This window comes from Arenibaculum sp. (assembly GCF_035998295.1).
Taxonomy (GTDB): Bacteria; Pseudomonadota; Alphaproteobacteria; order Azospirillales; family Azospirillaceae; genus DASYHS01.
This window is the reverse complement of record NZ_DASYHS010000051.1, coordinates 21,585-38,548: the sequence shown is the minus strand read 5'-3', so window position 1 is coordinate 38,548 and position 16,964 is coordinate 21,585. Positions and strand designations below refer to the sequence as shown.

Below are 16,964 nucleotides of genomic sequence, written 5' to 3'. Positions count from 1 at the left end.
TGTCGGCCTGCCCCTGACGGGCCATCGCCGCACGCCCGGCCTCCGGCGCGAGGAGGTGGCCGCGCTCGCGGGCGTCGGGCTCACCTGGTACACCTGGTTCGAGCAGGGGCGGGATATTCGGGTCTCCGAATCCTTTCTGCTCAAAGTGGCGAAGGCCCTGAAACTGGACGATGCCGAGTGCAGCCACCTCTTCCTGCTGGCGCATGGACGGCCTCCGCCTCCGGAAGCCTATCAGTGGCCATCGGTCGGTCCGCTGATCCAGCGGCTGCTGGACGATCTCGTCACGCGCCCCGCCTATGTGCTCAACCTGCGCTGGGACGTGATCGCGTGGAATGCGCCGGCCGGGAGCCTGTTCGGCTTTCGCGGCAGGGAGCAGGCCGACCGCAACATCATGCGCCTGGTCTTTGCCGATCCCGAGTTGCGCAACCGCCTGCCCGCCTGGCGCGAGGATGCCCCGAAGCTGGTCGCGCAATTCCGCTGCGATCTGGCAACCGCCCCCGATGATCCCGCGATGCTCGCCCTGATCGACGAGTTGAAGACGCTGTCACCCGACTTTCGCCGGTGGTTCGGGCAACCGGACCTGGAAAGCTACAGCAGGGGAGTCGGCGCCGTCCTCGATCCGAACGGCACGCGGCGCGCCTTCGCTCACGAGATGCTGATTGTGGACGAGCACCGCCATCTCAGGCTGATCGTCTATTTCGAGCACGAGGCCGATGCCCGCCCGCAAGTGAAGTAGTCGAGGAATTTGTCGGAGTTCGCGCAGTTTGCAGCCCCGGCTGTGTTCGCTCCCTGACAATCTCGGCCTCGAACCCCCGAACGCACCCGGCCGGCTTCGTCGCCGTAGCGGACTGACGTTAAAGGCCGAGCGACCGTCTCAAGAGATCGTTGGCCCGTGTCTGCCAGCCCGGCCCATCACGCCGCAGCCGTTCGATCACATCGGCATCCAGGCGCAGATTAGTGGCCACCTTCGGCCGGTCGTTGACGGGCGGGCGGCCCCGTTTGGCCTTGGCAAACTTCGCCTGCCACTCCGCAGTGGACAGGTCCGGCGCGTCGTCGGGATCAGTCCAGTTCGGGTCCGTAGAGGGCTTGTTCGTGTTCATTCGCTTTCCTCATGCTGATGATGCGTCGAGCGCCGCCGCGCGCGGTCCAAACGACCACGACCCCGGCGTCGGCCATGTCCAACGCGCAATGGGCAAGGGTTTGCGCGCGCTTGTCGGGGGCGAATTCGATCTGCACAGGAATAACGTATCTACGCAAATGCCAGGGGCAACGGATTTTTGTGGCTACATAAATCCCACCTCCTGCGCAGCCCATGGACTCCAGGAGCCGGGTCCGCCGTGACGCGGTTCAGCCCGGCCGGTATTCCAGGAACACGACGCGGGTGTCGCCGTATCGGCGATCGTCCAGCGGGACGAAGTCCGCGGGCGGGGACAGCGGGTCCTGGGCCGCCGTCTCGACGACGACGACCGCGCCGGAGGCGAGCCAGCCGCGCGCGGCCAGCGCCGGAAGCGCCGCTTCCGCAAGGCCCTTGCCATAAGGGGGGTCCAAAAAGGCGAGCGTCGCGGCCGCGGCCGCGGCGGGCGGCCGCCTCGCGTCGGCGCGCAGGAAGGCGCAGCGCCCGTCCTCGTCCAGGGCCTCGGCGTTGCGCCGGGCCGCGGCCAGCGCCGGGCCGGACAGGTCCATCAGCACGGCCTCCGCCGCGCCGCGCGACAGCGCCTCCAGCGCCAGCGCGCCGGTGCCGCAGAACGCATCCAGCACCCGGGCTTCCGCGATCGGGTCGCCGTTGCCGTCCTCGGCGGCCGTGCCCCAGCCGGAATGGGCCAGGACGTTGAACAGCGCCTCGCGCGTGCGGTCGCTGGTCGGCCGGGTGTCCCGTCCGCTCGGCGCTTCCAGCCGCCGTCCGCGATGCCTACCGCCGACGATTCGCATTCCGGTTTCCGCCCGGGCGTCCTCCGCCACCGCCGGCGGGTCCGCGCCCGGGGTCCTCGGGAGAGCGGCGCGGCCTGCGCCCCGGTCCCGCCGGGTCCTTGCCCGCCGCACCACCCTTGCTCGCGGAGCCCCTGCCGGTCGGGCCGTCGGCCGGCTTGCGGCCGGGCGGGCCGGCGCGCTCGTCCCGGCGCGCGCGGGGCGGCGCCTGGCGTTCCGGCGCGGCCTCGGCGTGCCGCCGGCCCGGACGGGCCGGCGTCCTTTCTCCCGGCGCGGCTTCGGCGCGCTGTCGGCCCGGACGGGCCGGCGTCCTTTCTCCCGGCGCGGCCTCGGCCCGCTGCCGGCCCGGACGGGCCGGTGTCCTTTCCCCCGGCGCGGCCTCGGCGCGCTGCCGACCCGGACGGGCCGACGCCCTTTCTCCCGGCGCGGCCTCGGCGTGCCGCCGGCCGGGACGGGCCGGTGCCCTTTCAGTCGCCTCGGCCTCGGCCTGCCGCCGGCCCGGCCGGGCGAACTTCCTCTCCGCCGGCGCGGGTTCCAGGGCCGGTATCCGCCGGGGCGCCCGCTCGGCGCCTTCCGATGCGGCCGGGCTCGCCGCGGGGGCGGGCTTGCGCAGCCTGAGCCGCGGTGCCGGCCGTTCTCCCGAGGGGGCGGCCGGCTCGGTGCCGGTCTCGGCGAAGTACTTGGAGAGCTGGTCCTTCAGCACGCGCCGCGGCACTTCCTCGACCGCCCCGCGATCGAGCTTGCCGAGCTGGAACGGCCCGTAGGCGAGCCGGATCAGGCGCGTCACCCCCAGGCCGAGGCTCTCCATCAGCTTGCGGATCTCGCGGTTCTTGCCTTCCTTCAGGCTGACCGACAGCCAGGCGTTGCTGCCCTGCTTGCGGTCCAGCACCGCCTCGACGGGCCCGTACTGGACCCCTTCGATCGTGATCCCGGAGGCGAGGCGCGCCAGCGCCTTCTCGTCGACCTCGCCATGGACCCGTACGCGGTAGCGCCGGGTCCAGCCGGTCGCCGGCAGCTCCAGGTGGCGGGCCAGCTCGCCGTCGTTGGTCAGCAGCAGCAGCCCCTCGGTCGTGAGGTCCAGGCGCCCGACCGAAACGACACGCGGCATGTCCTCGGGCAGCTTCTCGAAGACGGTCGGCCGCCCCTTCTCGTCGCGCGCCGTCGTGACCAGGCCGGCCGGCTTGTGGTAGCGCCACAGCCGCGCGCCCTCGGGCTCGGGGAGGGGGCGTCCGTCGACCATGACGACGTCCGTCGCCGTGACGGTGACGGCCGGCGTCTTCAGCACCGTCCCGTTGACGGCGACCCGGCCTTCCCTGACCAGCTCCTCCGCGTCGCGGCGGGAGCACAGGCCGGCCCGCGCGAGGCGCTTGGCGATGCGTTCGCCGCGAGGCTCGTCGGCCGGAAGGGGCGGGTTCGATTTGGTGCGTTCGGGCATGGGGCGGACATTAGGCGGGAAGCCGGCCGCCTGCAATGCCGCCGATCGGCGGCCCGGCCCGCTACCGGCGGCAAGTCCCGCCTCTTGACGGCAAGTCCGGTTTGTTCTCATATTGTTCTTTCTACCGGAACGAGGAGGACACCCCATGGCCGCTACCGCCCACCAGTCGCTGGCGCCGAGCATCGAGCTGTTCTGCCGCATCGCGGCACGTGGCGAGTCCCTGGCCGAAGCCGCGCGGCGATCCGGCTGCGCGCCCGGCTCGGCGCCGTGGGCGCGCGCGGACGTGCGGGCCCGCCTCGTCGCGCTGTCCGCCGAGGAGGAGGACCGGCACGAGGATCTCGTCGAGCAGATGCGCCGGCAGCACGACGAGCTGTACGGCAAGCTGGTCGAGCAGGGGCAGGTCCCCGCCGCCGCCCGCCTGCTGGCCCACCGGTGGCGCTTCGAGAAGGATGTCGGCGCCGTCCGCACCGTGACCCGGGCCGAGCGCGAGCGCCTGCGCGAGGACCTGCGCGAGGAGGTCCGGGACGAGCTGCGCGAGGAAATGCGCGGCGAGGTCCGGGCGGAACTGATGGAGGAGCTGCGCAAGGACCTGGCCGGACTGCGCCAGGAACTGCGCGAGGACCTGCGCCGCGAGATGCGCGCCGGGACCGGGCCGAAGACGAAGGCCGGGACCGTGACGAAACATGACATTCCCGCACGTTTCGACGCCGCGGTGCCATCCGGTCCGCTGGCCGGTCCGCTGGCCGGCCCGCTGGCGGCCGCGGCACCGCGCGCCGCGAGCATGAAGGCTCTGCTGCGCGACCAGCCGCTGCCCGTCGCCGCGGGCACGCTCTCCAGGGCCGGGTAGGCGTCGGCGCCCGCGAGCAGGGGCGGCTCCCCCGATTCCATTTGCGCGGCCTCGAGCCGGGCTGGCATCGTTCGCGCCATGAGCGGCCTTCCCCCCGACCCGATGGACATCGCCTTCGCCGAGGCCGAACAGGCGGCCGCGCGCGGCGAGGTGCCGGTCGGGGCGGTCGTGGTCGGCCCCGGGGGCCGCGTCCTCGGCCGGGCGGGCAACCGCACGGAGGAGCTGTCCGATCCGACCGCGCATGCCGAGATCCTGGCGATCAGGCAGGCCTGCGCCGCGCTGGGCGGGCCGAGGCTGCCGGGCTGCGACCTCTACGTGACGCTGGAGCCCTGCGCGATGTGTGCCGCCGCGATCGGCTTCGCGCGGCTGCGCCGGCTCTATTTCGGGGCCTACGACCCGAAGGGCGGCGGGGTCGAGCACGGAGCCAGGGTCTTCGCGCGCGCCACCTGCCACCACGCGCCCGACGTCTATGGCGGCATCGGAGAGACGCGGGCGGCGGCGCTGCTGCGCGGCTTCTTCGCGGCGCTGCGGGCGGACTGAACCGGCTTTATCCCGTCGGCCGGGGCGTTTATCCTCTACCGGCGGCGCGAGGCGCGACGGGGGAGGGACAGATGGCGGAGGGGCCGGACCGCCGGCTTTCGAAGGAAGGGCGGACCGTCTTCGAGATGGCGCGCAAGCTCGCGGCCGACGTCGCGGCGCTGGAGCGGCGCGCCGGCGGCCCCCCGCCCGAGACCTTTCCCCGCTACAAGGAGGTCCGCGCGACCTATATCGAGATCGTCGGCCTGACCTTCTCGGTCCAGGAGCGCGTGCCCCGCGTCGCCGCGGAAGCGCCGAAGGACTTCGGCCAATGGGTCGTGCGGGTGAAGCTGCGCGCCCTGGCCGCCTTCACCACCATCAGCCTCGCCTTCCTCGAGAACCCGCCGGTCGCGATCACCCAGGCGATCGGCGCCCATGACGTGCTGGTCGCCGAGCAGAAGAACTTCACCGAGGTGCTGGGCACCTTCGACGAGATGCTGTTCGAGGCCGGCATCGACGACCGCATGGCCGACGCGCTGGACGCCACCCGCACCGGGATCGAGCGGATCCTGGAACGCCTTGTCGAGCTGCTGGCCCACAGCCCCGAAGCGCTGCCGGAATTCTGAAACGGCGGCAGGCGCGGGCCGGCGGCCGACGACCCTCGGGCGTCCGCCCGCCTTGCTGGAATAAAATGGACCCGCTGGCGAACTATGATACGGTTTCCCGAAACAATATGTCGGGACCGTCCGCTCGTAGAGTGCCAGGGGGGATGATGGTTGAGGATACGGCCGAGGGAACCGGGGAGACGGGCGGCCCGCCCGCCGTCCGCCCCTATGCGCTGGCCAGCATCGCCGCGGGGTTCCGCGCCAACGTGGTGGTGGCCCTGGTGGTCGCCGCCTACGGCATCGTGATGGGGGCGATCGCCGCGACGAAGGGGATCTCGCTCGCGGAGCTGTCGATCATGAGCACGCTGGTGATCGCCGGGGCCGCGCAGCTGATCGTCGTCGACATGTGGGCCGACCCGGTCCCCATCGGGGCGATCGTCGCGACGACCGCGGTCGTCAATCTGCGCTACCTCCTGATCGGCGCGTCGCTGCGCCCGGTGTTCCGGGGATGCGGCCTGGGCCAGAAGCTGGGCGGCATCCATCTCGTCACCGACGAGAACTGGGCGATCACGATGGACGCCCGGAAGAAGGGCTACGGGACGCCGGGGTTCCTGCTCGGCGGCGGGCTGGCGATCCTGGTCTTCTGGCTGGCCGGAGGGGCGGTCGGGCTGGTCTTCGGGAACCGGCTGCCCGAACCCGAGGTCCTGGGGCTCGACTTCGCCATCACGGCCGTCTTCATCTCCCTGCTGATGGGATTCTGGCGCAGCACCTCGCGCGACCTGCTGCCATGGATCGTGACGGTGGCCGTGGCCGTCGCCACCTGGCACCTGGTCCCCGGCAAGTGGTACATCCTGGCCGGGGCGCTTGCCGGCGCGCTGGTCGCCGCCTTCGGGAAGGAGGCGGACGATGTGGACGCCTGAGGGGTGGACGCCTGAGGGATTGTGGACGGTCGAGGCCGCGGCGCTCGCCACCATCCTCGGCATGGCGGTCGTGACCTACGCCCTGCGCAGCTCCGGTCTCCTGCTGTCGGAATACCTTCCGTCCCGCGGGCCGTGGGCGCGGGCGCTGAAGAGCCTTTCGGGCACCGTCCTGCTGGCCATCGTGGCTCCCGCGGTGGTCGCGGCCGGCTGGATCGGCCTGCCCGCCGCCCTTGCCGCGGTCCTCGCGATGCGGGCGAGCGGCAACCCCTTCGCGGCGATGGCGGCCGGGGTCGCGGTGATCGCGGGCGGGCGGGCCCTCGGCCTGGGTTGAGGCCGGCCGGGAACCCGGACCCCGAAGGCCTTGTTGATGTTGTTCCGGCATGTGCGGAGGAACGATGATCAAGGCCCTTGCCGTCCTGGCCACCACCATCGCCCTCGTGCCCGCGGTCTCCCTCGCGGGGCCGTGCGGCGATGCCGCCGAGCGTCTGGCCGTCGAGCACGACCTGCGCGCGGACCCGGCGGCCGGCGAGACCCCCGTCGGGGAGGGCGAAGCCCCCGCCGTGGGCGGCGCGACGCTGTCCGACCGCCTCGCGCAGACCGGCGGCGTGCTGACGCCGCCCGACATGGGCGGCGCCGCCGACGAGGCGGTGATAGAGCCGCCGGATCCCGACCGCTTCCCGATGCCGACCACCCCCGACGTCCAGGCGGAACCCCCGTCGCCCACCGGCGCGCCGCCGTCCGCCGCTCAGGGACGGGAGATGCAGCAGGCGGCCGACCGGCTGCGCGCAGAGAGCCTGCTGATGGCGGCGCGCACCGCCGACGAGGCCGGCGACGCCGACACCTGCAGGGAGCGCTTGGCCGAAGCGCGGGACGTCCTCGGCGACACCGGCCTCGCCGAGCAGTGAACCGGATTTAGCGCGCCGGCCCTCAGCGCGCCAGGGCGCGACCCGGCCTTCAGCGCGCCAGGGCGCGCCAGCCGATATCCCGGCGGCAGAAGCCGTCCGGCCAGACGATGCGGTCGACCGCCTCGTAGGCGAGGGTCTGCGCCTCGCGCACGGTCGGCGCGATCGCGGTCACGCCCAGCACGCGCCCGCCGGCCGCGAGCAGGCGGCCGTCCGCCGAGCGCGTCGTTCCCGCGTGGAACACGGTGACGTCGGGCACCGCCGCGGCGTCGTCCACGCCCTGGATCTCCGTGCCCTTGGCATAGGTGCCGGGATAGCCCTTGGACGCCATCACGACGCACAGCGCCGTCTCGTCGTACCAGCGGAGCTGGAAATTGGCGAGCTGGCCGTCGCGCGCCGCCACCAGCGCCGGCAGCACGTCCGACATCATCCGCATCATCAGCACCTGGCATTCCGGGTCGCCGAACCGGGCGTTGAACTCGATCAGCTTCGGCTCCGGCCCGGAGGGGCCGGCGACGATCATCAGGCCCGCGAACAGCACGCCCTTGAACGGCCGGCCCTCGGCCGCCATCCCGCGCACCACCGGCTCGACGATCTCGCGCATCACGCGGGCTTCCAGCGCCGGTGTCATCACCGGGGGCGGCGAGTAGGCGCCCATCCCGCCGGTGTTGGGGCCGGTGTCGCCCTCGCCGACGGCCTTGTGGTCCTGGCACGAGACGAGCGGCAGCGCGTGCGCGCCGTCGACGAGCGCGAAGAAACTCGCCTCCTCGCCGGTCAGGAACTCCTCGATCACGAGCTCGCTTCCGGCGTCGCCGAAGGCCCGCGCGACCATGGCGTCGTCGATCGCGGCATGGGCCTCGTCGAGGGTGTGGGCGATCACGACGCCCTTGCCGGCCGCGAGCCCGTCCGCCTTGATCACGATCGGCACGCCGTGGGCGGCGACGAAGGCCCGCGCGGAGTCGCGGTCGGCGAATCGGCCATAGGCGGCGGTCGGGACGCCGTGGCGCGCGCAGAGATCCTTCATGAACCCCTTGGAGCCCTCCAGCGCGGCCGCCGCAGCACTCGGCCCGAACGCCTTGATCCCGGCCTCCTCCAGCCGGTCGACGAGGCCGAGCACCAGCGGCTTCTCCGGGCCGACGACGACGAAGTCGACCGCGCGCTCGCGCGCGAGGCGGACGATGCCCTCGACGTCGTCCGCCTCGACCGGCACGCATTCCGCTTCCTTCGCGATGCCGGCGTTGCCGGGCGCGCAGTAGAGCTTGGTGCACAGCGGGGATGCCGCGATCGCCCAGCACAGCGCGTGTTCCCGGCCACCGGACCCGATCACGAGTACCTTCATCTCGACATCCTTGGCTTCACGACTTGCTGACCCGAGGAGGGGTTGTATCATGACCGCACCATGACACAAGACACCGCCTCGACCGCGCCGTCGCCGCGCACCGGAACCAACCTGCCCGAAGTCACGGTCGGCGAGCTGAGCCGCAAGCTCAAGCGCACGATCGAGGAGGAGTTCGGCTACGTCCGGGTCCGCGGGGAGATATCGCAGCCCAAGCGCCACGGCTCCGGCCACGTCTATCTCCGCCTCAAGGACGAGACGGCGGTGATCGAGGCCGTGTGCTGGAAGGGGACCGCCGCGCGCCTGTCGATTCGGCCCGAGGAAGGGCTGGAGGTGATCTGCACCGGCCGGCTGACCACCTATCCCGGCCGCTCCCAGTACCAGCTCGTGATCGAGACGATGGAGCTGGCGGGCGAGGGCGCGCTGCTGAAGATGCTGGAGGAGCGCAAGCGCCGCCTCGCCGCCGAGGGGCTGTTCGCGCCCGAGCGCAAGAAGCCTCTGCCCTTCCTGCCGCGGGTCGTCGGCGTCATCACCTCGCCGACGGGGGCGGTGATCCGCGACATCCTGCACCGGCTCGACGACCGCTTCCCCCGCCACGTCCTGCTGTGGCCGGTCGCAGTCCAGGGCGAGGCGGCCGCGGCCCAGGTCGCCGCCGCGATCGACGGCTTCAACGGCCTGGACCCCGACGGCCCGATCCCCCGCCCCGACCTGCTGATCGTGGCCCGCGGCGGCGGCAGCCTCGAGGACCTGATGGCCTTCAACGAGGAGGTCGTGGTCCGGGCCGCGGCGGCGAGCCTGATCCCGCTGATCTCCGCGGTCGGCCACGAGACCGACACCACCTTGATCGACTTCGCCTCCGACCGCCGGGCGCCGACGCCGACCGCGGCGGCCGAGATGGCGGTGCCGGTGCGCTCCGAGCTGCTGGCCCAGGTGCTGGACGACGGCCGCCGCCTGTACGGCTGCATGACCCGGCTGGTGGAGGAGCGGCGGACCCGCGTCGACGGGCTCGCCCGCGGCCTCGGCGACCCGCGCTCGCTGCTGGAGGGCTGCGCCCAGCGGCTGGACGACCGGGCCGAGCGGCTGGACCTGGCCGTCGCGGCGGCGGTCGAGCGGCGTTCCCAGCGGGTCCGCGAACTGTCGCACCAGCTCCGGCACCCGCGCGAGATCCTGGCCGACCGCCGCGCCCGCCTGGAGGCGGAGGGCAGGGCCCTGGGCATGGCGCTGCGCCAGGTGACGACGCGCGAGCGCGGCCGCCTCGACCGGGTCTCGGGCCGCCTGACGCCGGTCCCCGTGCGCCGGCAGGCGGAGGAGGGGGGGCGCCGGCTCGCCGATCTCGGCCTGCGGCTCGGCCGCGCGCATCTGAACGGCCTCTCCTTCGCCCGCCAGCGCCTCGACGCGGCCGCGAACCTGATGGAGAGCTACTCGTTCCAGCGCGTGCTCGAACGCGGGTTCGCGCTGGTGACCGGCGACGAGAACCGGCCCCTGACCTCCGCGAAGGATGCGGTGGCCGGCCGCGCGGTGACGATCGCCTTCCACGACGGCAAGGTCGGCGCCGTCCTCGGCGAAGCCGGCGCCGAGCCGCCGGTTCTGCGACCACCGGTCCCGCAACCACCGGTCCCGCAACCGGCCCCGAAACCAGTAGCGCAGCCGATACCGGAGCGGCCCGCCTCGCGCCGCCAGCATAGTAAGCCGCTGGCTCCGGTGCAGGGCGACCTGTTCTAGGCGCGTGGTCGGGAAGGTGAGGTTTCAGCCGGCCCAGCCGCAGGCCCGCAGGCGGGCGGCCATGTGCGGCGGGGGCGGGGCGGTGACGGCCACCTCCGGCCTCGACGGGGACAGGGCCGGGATGCGGACGGCGCGCGCCTGCAGGTGCAGCATCGCGTCTCCGGGCCGGCCGTAGACGGGATCGCCCAGGATCGGGAAGCCGCTCGCGGCGCAGTGGACCCGGATCTGGTGGGTCCGGCCCGTGCGCGGGTGCAGCTCCAGCCAGGACAGGCCGTCCGCCCGGCCGAGCACGCGCCACTGCGTGACGGCCGGCTTGCCGGCGCGGTCGGGCACCATGCGCCAGCCCGTCCGGTCGCTGCGCTTGGACAGCGGCAGGTCGGTCGTGCCCTCTTCGGCCGGCGGCTCCCCTTCGACCACGGCCCAGTACGTCTTCTCGACCGATCCCGTCGCGAACAGCCGGCCGAGCCGGCTCAGCGCCTTCGGGTGGCGCGCCAGCACGAGGCAGCCGCTGGTGTCCGTGTCGAGGCGGTGGGCGAGGCGCGGCGGCTCGCGGTTGCCGAAGGTGAGCGCGCCCAGCAGGTCCTCCAGGCTCCGCCGCCCGGCCGGGCCGGCATGGACGGGCAGTCCCGCCGGCTTGTCGAGCACGAGGATGTTGGGATCGCGGTGCAGGATGCGGGCGCGCAGCTCGTCCGGGGTCATGGTCCCGCCCGCGGCGTGGAAAACGAAAAAGGCCGGCATTCGCCAGCCTTCACGTCAATCGTCCGGTAGGATGTGGTGCCCAGGAGAAGACTCGAACTTCCACGACATTTCTGCCACAGGTACCTGAAACCTGCGCGTCTACCAATTCCGCCACCTGGGCCCATCGGCCGGGCCGCTTGATAGCGTCCCGGGGCCGGTATTGTCAAATGGGATTTTCGGCGACGAGCGCCGTCTTCTCCCGCGGCACCCACAGCACGTCCGAGGTTTCGATGCTGCCGTCGCGCGACGTCCTGCCGTCCTGCGACAGGAAGAACGGGACGTAGCGGCGCTCGGTCATGAACGCCCACAGCCCGTCGACGGTGTCGCCGGCCCTGGCGAGGGACGCGGGCGCCACCTCCAGAAGGATGGCCGGCCGGAAGCGGTCGATCCCGGCACGCCCGCCATGCAGCATGCGCAGCTCCCACCCCTCGATGTCCGCCTTCAGGAAATCGAGCCGGTCGATGCCCGTTTGCGCCGCGACGCGGTCGAGCGTGCGGATCTCCACCGTCTCGCGGCGCTGGCCGCCGGCCGCCGCGGCGGCGCCCAGGTGGCTGAGGCCGAAGCCGTAGCTGCCGCCCTGCTTGATCGGCATGGACAGCACGAGGCTCTCGTCCCGCTCGCCCAGCCCGAAGGGATGGACGGTGACGTTGGGATAGTTGGCGCGCAGCACCCGGGACAGGATCGAACGGGCGTAGCTTCCGGGCTCGAACGCGTGGACCCGCCCGTCCGGCACCATCGCGGAGAACAGCTTCGCGAACTGCCCGGCATGCGAGCCGACGTCGAAGACGATGCCGTCGCGCGGCAGGAACGGCCGCAGCGCGGGCACGAGCCGGGTGTGGTGCTGGTGGCGGCGGTAGCGGAGGATCTGCAGGAAGTACCGGATGCGGCCCCGGATCGACAGCTCCGACGGCGTGAAGGGGGACGGGTCGGGGAGAGTGCTCATTCGTTTCGATCGCTCCATCGCCGGTGCAGCCACAGCCATTGGTCCGGCCGCTCGCGAATCCACGCCTCCAGCAGCGCGTTGATCCGGGCCAGCGCGCAAAGCACGTCGCGGTCCCGGTCGCCGCTGTCGGGCATCTCCAGCGGCGGCAGGACATCGATCCGGAACCGGGCGCCCTCGAGGCGCTCCATGCGGACCGGGACGAGGGCGGCGCCGAAGCGCAGCGCGAACTGGACCGGCGCCGGCGCGGTCATGGCCTCGCGGCCGAAGAACGGCACCGCCACCCCGTCGTTGAGCTTCTGGTCCACGAGCAGCGCGATGCTGCCGCCCCGGCGCAGCGCATCGACCAGGGCCTTGGCTCCCCGCCGCCCCTTCGGCACCAGCCTGTCCGGGCTGCCGCCGCGCAGCCGGTCGATCAGGCGGGCCGCGAAGGGATTGTTCGGCCGGCGATAGACCAGCGTCAGCGGCACGCCCATCCGCTCGGCGGTCGGCGCCAGCAGCTCCCAGTTCGCGAGATGGGCCGAGAACAGGATCGCCGGACGGCCCTGCGTCGCCCGCGCGAGGTTCTCGGCGCCGGTCACCTGCACCCGCTCATCGGACGCGGAGATCCGTGCCAGATGCGGGTACTCCGCCGCGACGCGGCCGAGATTGTCCCACATGCCTTCCACGATGCGCCGGCGCTCTTCCCCGGTGGTCTCCGGCATCGCCCGCTCGACGTTGCGCAGCGCCTTGCGCGACGCGCCCAGGCGCGGGCCGATCAGCCGCGCGATGCGGCCGCCCAGCGCCGAGGCCCGGTCGACCGGCAGCATGCCGAACAGCGCAAGCAGCGCCCACAGCGCCGCGCCCTGGAGGGGGTAGTCGAGCCAGCGCTGGCGCCGGCGCTCGGCCGGGCTCCTACGCGCCATGGCCGGCCGTGCTCTTCGCCTTCCGGACCAGGGGCGCGAGCACGCGTTCCAGCGCGCCGGGGTCGCGCCAAGCGACGGCGACCCGCACCGTGCGCACGAGCGCGCGCAGCTCCGGCGGCAGGCGCACCGCGTCTTTCGCGGTCGTGACGAGCTCGGCCCCGTGCCGTTCGGCCAGCCCGGCGAGGCGGGACAGCTCGATCGGCTGGAACGGGTGGTGGTCGGGGAAGGGCACCGCCTCGACGATGACGGCGCCCAGCTCCTCCAGGGTCCCGAAGAACTTCGCCGGCCGTGCCAGGCCCGCGAAGGCGACGACCCGCCGCCCGTCGAGTTCGCAGGCCGTCGCGTCGGGGACCAGTCGCGCATGCAGCACAGGCCGGCGCCCGGCGACCTTCGCCTCCACGCCCATCCGGTCCTCGCCCAGGATCACGACCGCGTCCGCCCGGGCGAGGCCGCGGCCGACCGGCTCGCGCAGGGGACCCGCCGGCACCAGGCAGCCATTGCCCGTGCCGGCGCCGCCATCGACGACGACGAGCGACACGTCCTTGTGCAGGCACGGGTTCTGGAAGCCGTCGTCGAGCACGATCGCCGAGGCGCCGGCCGCGACGGCGGCGCGCGCGCCCGCCACGCGGTCGGCCGACACCCAGGTCGGGGCCGCCTCGGCCAGCAGCAGCGCCTCGTCGCCGACCGCGGCGGCGTCGTGCACCGACGCGTCGACCGCGAGCGGCCCGCGCAGGCGGCCGCCATAGCCGCGGGTGACGAAATGGACCGTCGGGCCCGGCGACGGCAGTCCCGCCATTACCGCGCCCAGCGCCAGCGCCACCGGCGTCTTGCCAGCGCCGCCGGCGACCAGGTTGCCGACGCACGCGACCGGGATGCCGACGCGCACCGGGGTCGTCACCCGGCCGCGCAGCCAGCCCGCCGCGCCGTAGAGCCATCCGGCCGGGGCGAGCAGCCGGGCCGTGGCGCCCGCCGGCCGGTACCAGAAGCCGGGCGTCTTCATGGCCGTGCACCGATCCCGGCTTCGGCGAGCAGGGGCTCCAGGGCGCCCAGCACGCGCTCGACCACGGCGCGGTTGCGCTCGGCCACGGCCGCCGCGGCGGCGGCCATCCGATCGCGTTCGCCGCCGTCGGCGAGCAGCCGGGCGAGTGCCGCGGTCAGCGCGCCGGCGTCGGGGACGGCCAGCGCTCCCCCCGCCGCTTCGAGCTCGGCCGTGATCTCGGCGAAGTTCGTCATGTGCGGCCCGTAGACGAGGGCCGCGCCGAGTTGCGCCGGCTCCACGGGGTTGTGGCCTCCGAAGGGGACCAGCGAACCGCCGACGCACACCACCGGGCTGAGCCGGTAGAACAGGCCGAGCTCACCCATCGTGTCGGCGACGTAGACGTCGTCGCCTGGCTGCGGCAGCGCGCCGGCCGAGCGGAGCGTCGCCCTGAGGCCGAGAGCGGCGAACGCGTCCGCGACCTCCGCGCCGCGATGGGGATGGCGGGGGGCCGCGATGGTCAGCAGGCCGGGGACGCGGCCCGACAGCTCCGCATGGACGCGGGCGGCGATGGCCTCCTCGCCGGGGTGGCTGCTGGCGAGCAGCCAGGCCGGCCGGCCGCCGATCGCCCGCCGGAGCGCGTCGGCGGCCTGCGGGTCGGCGGGCAGCGGGTCGGCGGAATATTTCAGGTTGCCGATGCACGACGCCGCCGCGGCGCCGAGCCGGCGCAGGCGGTCCGCCTCGGTTTCGGTCTGGGCGAGGCACAGGCGGAAGCCCGCCAGCAGAGGGCCGATCAGGCCCGGCGCGCGCTGCCAGTTCCGGAAGCTCCGGCTGGACATGCGGGCGTTGATCAGGGCGGCGGGGACCTTGCGGCGGCGCAGTTCCGACAGCACGTTGGGCCAGAACTCGGACTCGGTCCATACCGCGAGGTCGGGCCGCCAGTGGTCGAGGAAGCGCCGCACCCAGGGCATGCGGTCGATGGGGGCGTAGTGGTGGAATGCCCGTTCCGGCAGGCGCTCGCCCATCAGCCGCGCCGAGGTGACGGTGCCGGTCGTGACCAGCACCGACAGCTCGGGCCGCGCGTCGAGCAGGCGGCGCACCAGCGCCAGCAGCGACAGCGACTCGCCCACGCTCGCGGCATGGCACCACACCAGCGGGCCGGCCGGGCGCGGGCGCGAGGCGACGCCGAAGCGCTCGTGCTGGCGCAGCGGATCTTCCTTGCCGGCAGCCCGGCGCCGGGCCACGAGAAGCCGGATCGCGGGCCCGCCGAGTTCCGTCAGCCCACGATAGATCGTCTGCAGCATCGTGAAGGTCGAATGGTTCCGGCATCGTCCGGCAGCGCCCAGAAGGCGCGCCCGGACCGAGGCGCGGCACATTATCACGTGCTTCCGGCAGGGCTAAGGGATTCTTCCGTCCTCGATCGGGCGCAGGTTATCGAGGAACTGCTCGGCCGATGCGCGCCAGGAGAAGCGCAGCGCGTGCTCGCGGCAGCGCTCCGGCGCGATGCGCAACGCCGCCTTCACCGCCCGTCCCAGGTCCTCGTCCAGGCAGCCCGCTTCGGAGCCGCCGACCACGTCGAGCGGGCCCGGAACCGGATAGGCCGCGACCGGCAGGCCCGAGGCCATCGCCTCCAGCAGGACGAGGCCGAAGGTGTCGGTGCGCGACGGGAAGACGAAGACGTCGGCCGCGGCGTAGTGGCGGGCCAGGTCCTCGCCATGCTTGGCGCCCACGAAACGCACGTCGGGATGGCGGCGGCGCAGCTCGGCGAGCTGCGGCCCGTCGCCGACGACGAGCTTGGTGCCCGGCAGGTCGAGGCGGAGGAAGTCCTCGATGTTCTTCTCCACCGCCACCCTGCCCACATACAGGCTGATCGGGCGCGCCGCGTCGAGGAAGTCCTTTTGGCGCGGGCGGAACAGCCCCGTGTCGACGCCGCGGCTCCAGCGCCTGATATTGGCGAAGCCGCGCCGGCGGAGGTCGTCCTCGATGCTGCGTGTGGCGACCATCACCGCGGCCGACGGGGCATGGAAGCGGCGCACGACCGCGTAGCCGACCGCCAGCGGCACGGGCATCCGGTCGCGGACGTATTCCGGGAACCGCGTGTGGTAGGCGGTCGTGAAGGGCAGGCCCCGCTTCAGGCAGTAGCGCCGCGCCGCGAAGCCGAGCGGGCCCTCGGTCGAGACATGGATCGCGTCCGGCGCGAAGTCCTCGATCATGCCCGAGAGCCGCGGCCCCGGGCGCAGCGCCAGCCGGATCTCCGGGTAGGTCGGCATCGGCATGGTGCGGAACCGTTCGGGCCCCACGACCTCGACCGTGTTGCCCAGCGCCTCCAGTTCGGCCCGAACCGTGGTCAGCGTGCGCACGACGCCGTTCACCTGCGGGTGCCAAGCGTCCGAGACGATCAGGATCCTCACGCGGCGGCCCTGACCGGCAGCGCGTGTCGGGGCTCGGCCCAGTCCAGGATCTCCAGCTCCCCGGTCTCGTGCTCGACCAGGGCCGTGCAGGACTCGACCCAGTCCCCGTCGTTGCAGTAGAGGACGCCCTGCATGTCGCGCATGCCGGCGCTGTGGATATGGCCGCAGATCACGCCGTCGACGTCGCGGCGCCGCGCCTCCTCGACCAGGGCCGTCTCGTAGTTGCCGATGTATTCGACGGCGTTCTTGACCTTGTGCTTCAGGTAGGCGCTGAGCGACCAGTAGGTGAAGCCGAGGCGGCGCCGCGCCTGGTTCAGCCATGTGTTGAGGACGAGCAGCACCGTGTAGGCCGTGTCGCCGAGATGGGCGAGCCATTTCGCGTATTTGACGACGGCGTCGAAGCTGTCGCCGTGGATCACCAGGAAGCGCCGCCCGTCGGCGGTGACGTGGACCGCCTCGTCGACCACCGTCGCGCCGCCGAACTGCAGGCCGATGAACTGGCGCAGCGCCTCGTCGTGGTTACCGGGGATGTAGAACACCTTCGTGCCCTTGCGCACCTTGCGCAGCAGCTTCTGGACGACGTCGTTGTGGGCCTGCGGCCAGTACCAGCTCCGCTTCAGGCGCCATCCATCGACGATGTCGCCGACGAGATAGAGGTACTCGGACTCGGTCCGGCGCAGGAAATCCAGCAGCATGTCCGCCTTGCAACCCCGCGTCCCGAGATGGACGTCGGAGATCCAGATCGTGCGGTAGCGATAAGTGGTCTCGGCGGGCTGCATCGGCGT

At 73.0% G+C, this 16,964-nt stretch carries 20 protein-coding genes and 1 tRNA gene; 8 read left to right on the top strand and 13 right to left on the bottom strand.

Annotated elements, in window-relative coordinates; all coding sequences use genetic code 11:
• On the top strand, positions 1-736 hold a 736-nt coding region (locus tag VGO20_RS05755), incomplete at its 5' end, for a helix-turn-helix transcriptional regulator (RefSeq protein ID WP_327501346.1).
• Between the two features lie 118 nt (positions 737-854).
• On the opposite strand, the gene VGO20_RS05750 is transcribed toward VGO20_RS05755, so the two are convergent.
• The 4 genes from VGO20_RS05750 to VGO20_RS05735 form a co-directional block, all read right to left on the bottom strand.
• On the bottom strand, positions 855-1,100 hold the full coding sequence (locus tag VGO20_RS05750) for a BrnA antitoxin family protein (RefSeq protein WP_327501345.1): 246 nt from the start codon (positions 1,098-1,100) through the stop codon (positions 855-857).
• Entirely contained in the window at positions 1,060-1,236 is a 177-nt protein-coding gene (locus tag VGO20_RS05745) for a BrnT family toxin (RefSeq protein WP_327501344.1), read from the bottom strand. The genes VGO20_RS05750 and VGO20_RS05745 overlap by 41 nt, the downstream gene beginning before the upstream one ends.
• A 111-nt stretch (positions 1,237-1,347) precedes the next feature.
• Entirely contained in the window at positions 1,348-1,929 is a 582-nt protein-coding gene (rsmD, locus tag VGO20_RS05740) for a 16S rRNA (guanine(966)-N(2))-methyltransferase RsmD (protein ID WP_327501343.1), read from the bottom strand.
• Positions 1,910-3,361: a pseudouridine synthase gene (locus tag VGO20_RS05735; RefSeq protein ID WP_327501342.1), complete on the bottom strand. Its 1,452-nt coding sequence runs from the start codon at positions 3,359-3,361 to the stop codon at positions 1,910-1,912. The genes rsmD and VGO20_RS05735 overlap by 20 nt, the downstream gene beginning before the upstream one ends.
• Before the next feature lie 145 nt (positions 3,362-3,506).
• Between VGO20_RS05735 and VGO20_RS05730 the strand changes: the two genes are divergently transcribed.
• The 6 genes from VGO20_RS05730 to VGO20_RS05705 all read left to right on the top strand — a co-directional run bounded on the left by VGO20_RS05730 (position 3,507) and on the right by VGO20_RS05705 (position 7,154).
• Complete coding sequence (locus tag VGO20_RS05730) at positions 3,507-4,208, top strand: hypothetical protein (RefSeq protein ID WP_327501341.1); 702 nt, start codon at positions 3,507-3,509, stop codon at positions 4,206-4,208.
• A gap of 78 nt (positions 4,209-4,286) precedes the next feature.
• Positions 4,287-4,748 carry a nucleoside deaminase gene (locus VGO20_RS05725; RefSeq protein WP_414639778.1) on the top strand — a complete coding sequence of 154 codons (462 nt, stop codon included), beginning with the start codon at positions 4,287-4,289 and terminating at the stop codon, positions 4,746-4,748.
• 71 nt (positions 4,749-4,819) lie between these two features.
• Positions 4,820-5,350 (top strand): hypothetical protein, encoded by a 531-nt coding sequence (locus tag VGO20_RS05720; RefSeq protein ID WP_327501340.1) that lies wholly within the window; start codon positions 4,820-4,822, stop codon positions 5,348-5,350.
• Positions 5,351-5,493: 143 nt separating this feature from the next.
• Positions 5,494-6,249 (top strand): AzlC family ABC transporter permease, encoded by a 756-nt coding sequence (locus VGO20_RS05715; RefSeq protein ID WP_327501339.1) that lies wholly within the window; start codon positions 5,494-5,496, stop codon positions 6,247-6,249.
• On the top strand, positions 6,236-6,580 hold the full coding sequence (locus VGO20_RS05710; RefSeq protein WP_327501338.1) for an AzlD domain-containing protein: 345 nt from the start codon (positions 6,236-6,238) through the stop codon (positions 6,578-6,580). The genes VGO20_RS05715 and VGO20_RS05710 overlap by 14 nt, the downstream gene beginning before the upstream one ends.
• Before the next feature lie 64 nt (positions 6,581-6,644).
• On the top strand, positions 6,645-7,154 hold the full coding sequence (locus VGO20_RS05705; RefSeq protein WP_327501337.1) for a hypothetical protein: 510 nt from the start codon (positions 6,645-6,647) through the stop codon (positions 7,152-7,154).
• A gap of 49 nt (positions 7,155-7,203) precedes the next feature.
• Here VGO20_RS05705 and purD read toward each other — a convergent pair whose 3' ends face one another.
• Positions 7,204-8,490: a phosphoribosylamine--glycine ligase gene (purD, locus tag VGO20_RS05700; protein ID WP_327501336.1), complete on the bottom strand. Its 1,287-nt coding sequence runs from the start codon at positions 8,488-8,490 to the stop codon at positions 7,204-7,206.
• Positions 8,491-8,550: 60 nt separating this feature from the next.
• On the opposite strand from purD, the gene xseA reads away from it, so the two are divergent.
• Entirely contained in the window at positions 8,551-10,209 is a 1,659-nt protein-coding gene (gene xseA, locus VGO20_RS05695) for an exodeoxyribonuclease VII large subunit (protein ID WP_327501335.1), read from the top strand.
• A gap of 24 nt (positions 10,210-10,233) precedes the next feature.
• Here xseA and VGO20_RS05690 read toward each other — a convergent pair whose 3' ends face one another.
• From VGO20_RS05690 to VGO20_RS05655, 8 genes are all read right to left on the bottom strand, one after another.
• The gene (locus tag VGO20_RS05690; RefSeq protein ID WP_327501334.1) at positions 10,234-10,947 is read right to left on the bottom strand and encodes an RluA family pseudouridine synthase; all 714 of its coding nucleotides are present in this window, start codon (positions 10,945-10,947) and stop codon (positions 10,234-10,236) included.
• 34 nt (positions 10,948-10,981) lie between these two features.
• Positions 10,982-11,068, bottom strand: a tRNA-Leu gene (locus VGO20_RS05685).
• 42 nt (positions 11,069-11,110) lie between these two features.
• The gene (locus VGO20_RS05680) at positions 11,111-11,890 is read right to left on the bottom strand and encodes an FkbM family methyltransferase (protein WP_327501333.1); all 780 of its coding nucleotides are present in this window, start codon (positions 11,888-11,890) and stop codon (positions 11,111-11,113) included.
• A complete protein-coding gene (locus tag VGO20_RS05675; protein ID WP_327501332.1) occupies positions 11,887-12,792 on the bottom strand; it encodes a lysophospholipid acyltransferase family protein in 906 nt (301 codons plus the stop codon). The genes VGO20_RS05680 and VGO20_RS05675 overlap by 4 nt, the downstream gene beginning before the upstream one ends.
• On the bottom strand, positions 12,782-13,792 hold the full coding sequence (gene lpxK / locus VGO20_RS05670) for a tetraacyldisaccharide 4'-kinase (protein WP_327501330.1): 1,011 nt from the start codon (positions 13,790-13,792) through the stop codon (positions 12,782-12,784). Before lpxK ends, VGO20_RS05675 begins: the two co-directional genes overlap by 11 nt.
• Positions 13,789-15,072 (bottom strand): 3-deoxy-D-manno-octulosonic acid transferase, encoded by a 1,284-nt coding sequence (locus tag VGO20_RS05665; protein ID WP_327501329.1) that lies wholly within the window; start codon positions 15,070-15,072, stop codon positions 13,789-13,791. The genes lpxK and VGO20_RS05665 overlap by 4 nt, the downstream gene beginning before the upstream one ends.
• Positions 15,073-15,165: 93 nt before the next feature.
• The gene (locus VGO20_RS05660) at positions 15,166-16,179 is read right to left on the bottom strand and encodes a glycosyltransferase family 4 protein (RefSeq protein ID WP_327501328.1); all 1,014 of its coding nucleotides are present in this window, start codon (positions 16,177-16,179) and stop codon (positions 15,166-15,168) included.
• Entirely contained in the window at positions 16,176-16,958 is a 783-nt protein-coding gene (locus VGO20_RS05655) for a UDP-2,3-diacylglucosamine diphosphatase (RefSeq protein ID WP_327501327.1), read from the bottom strand. The genes VGO20_RS05660 and VGO20_RS05655 overlap by 4 nt, the downstream gene beginning before the upstream one ends.
• Between the last annotated feature and the right edge of the window lie 6 nt (positions 16,959-16,964).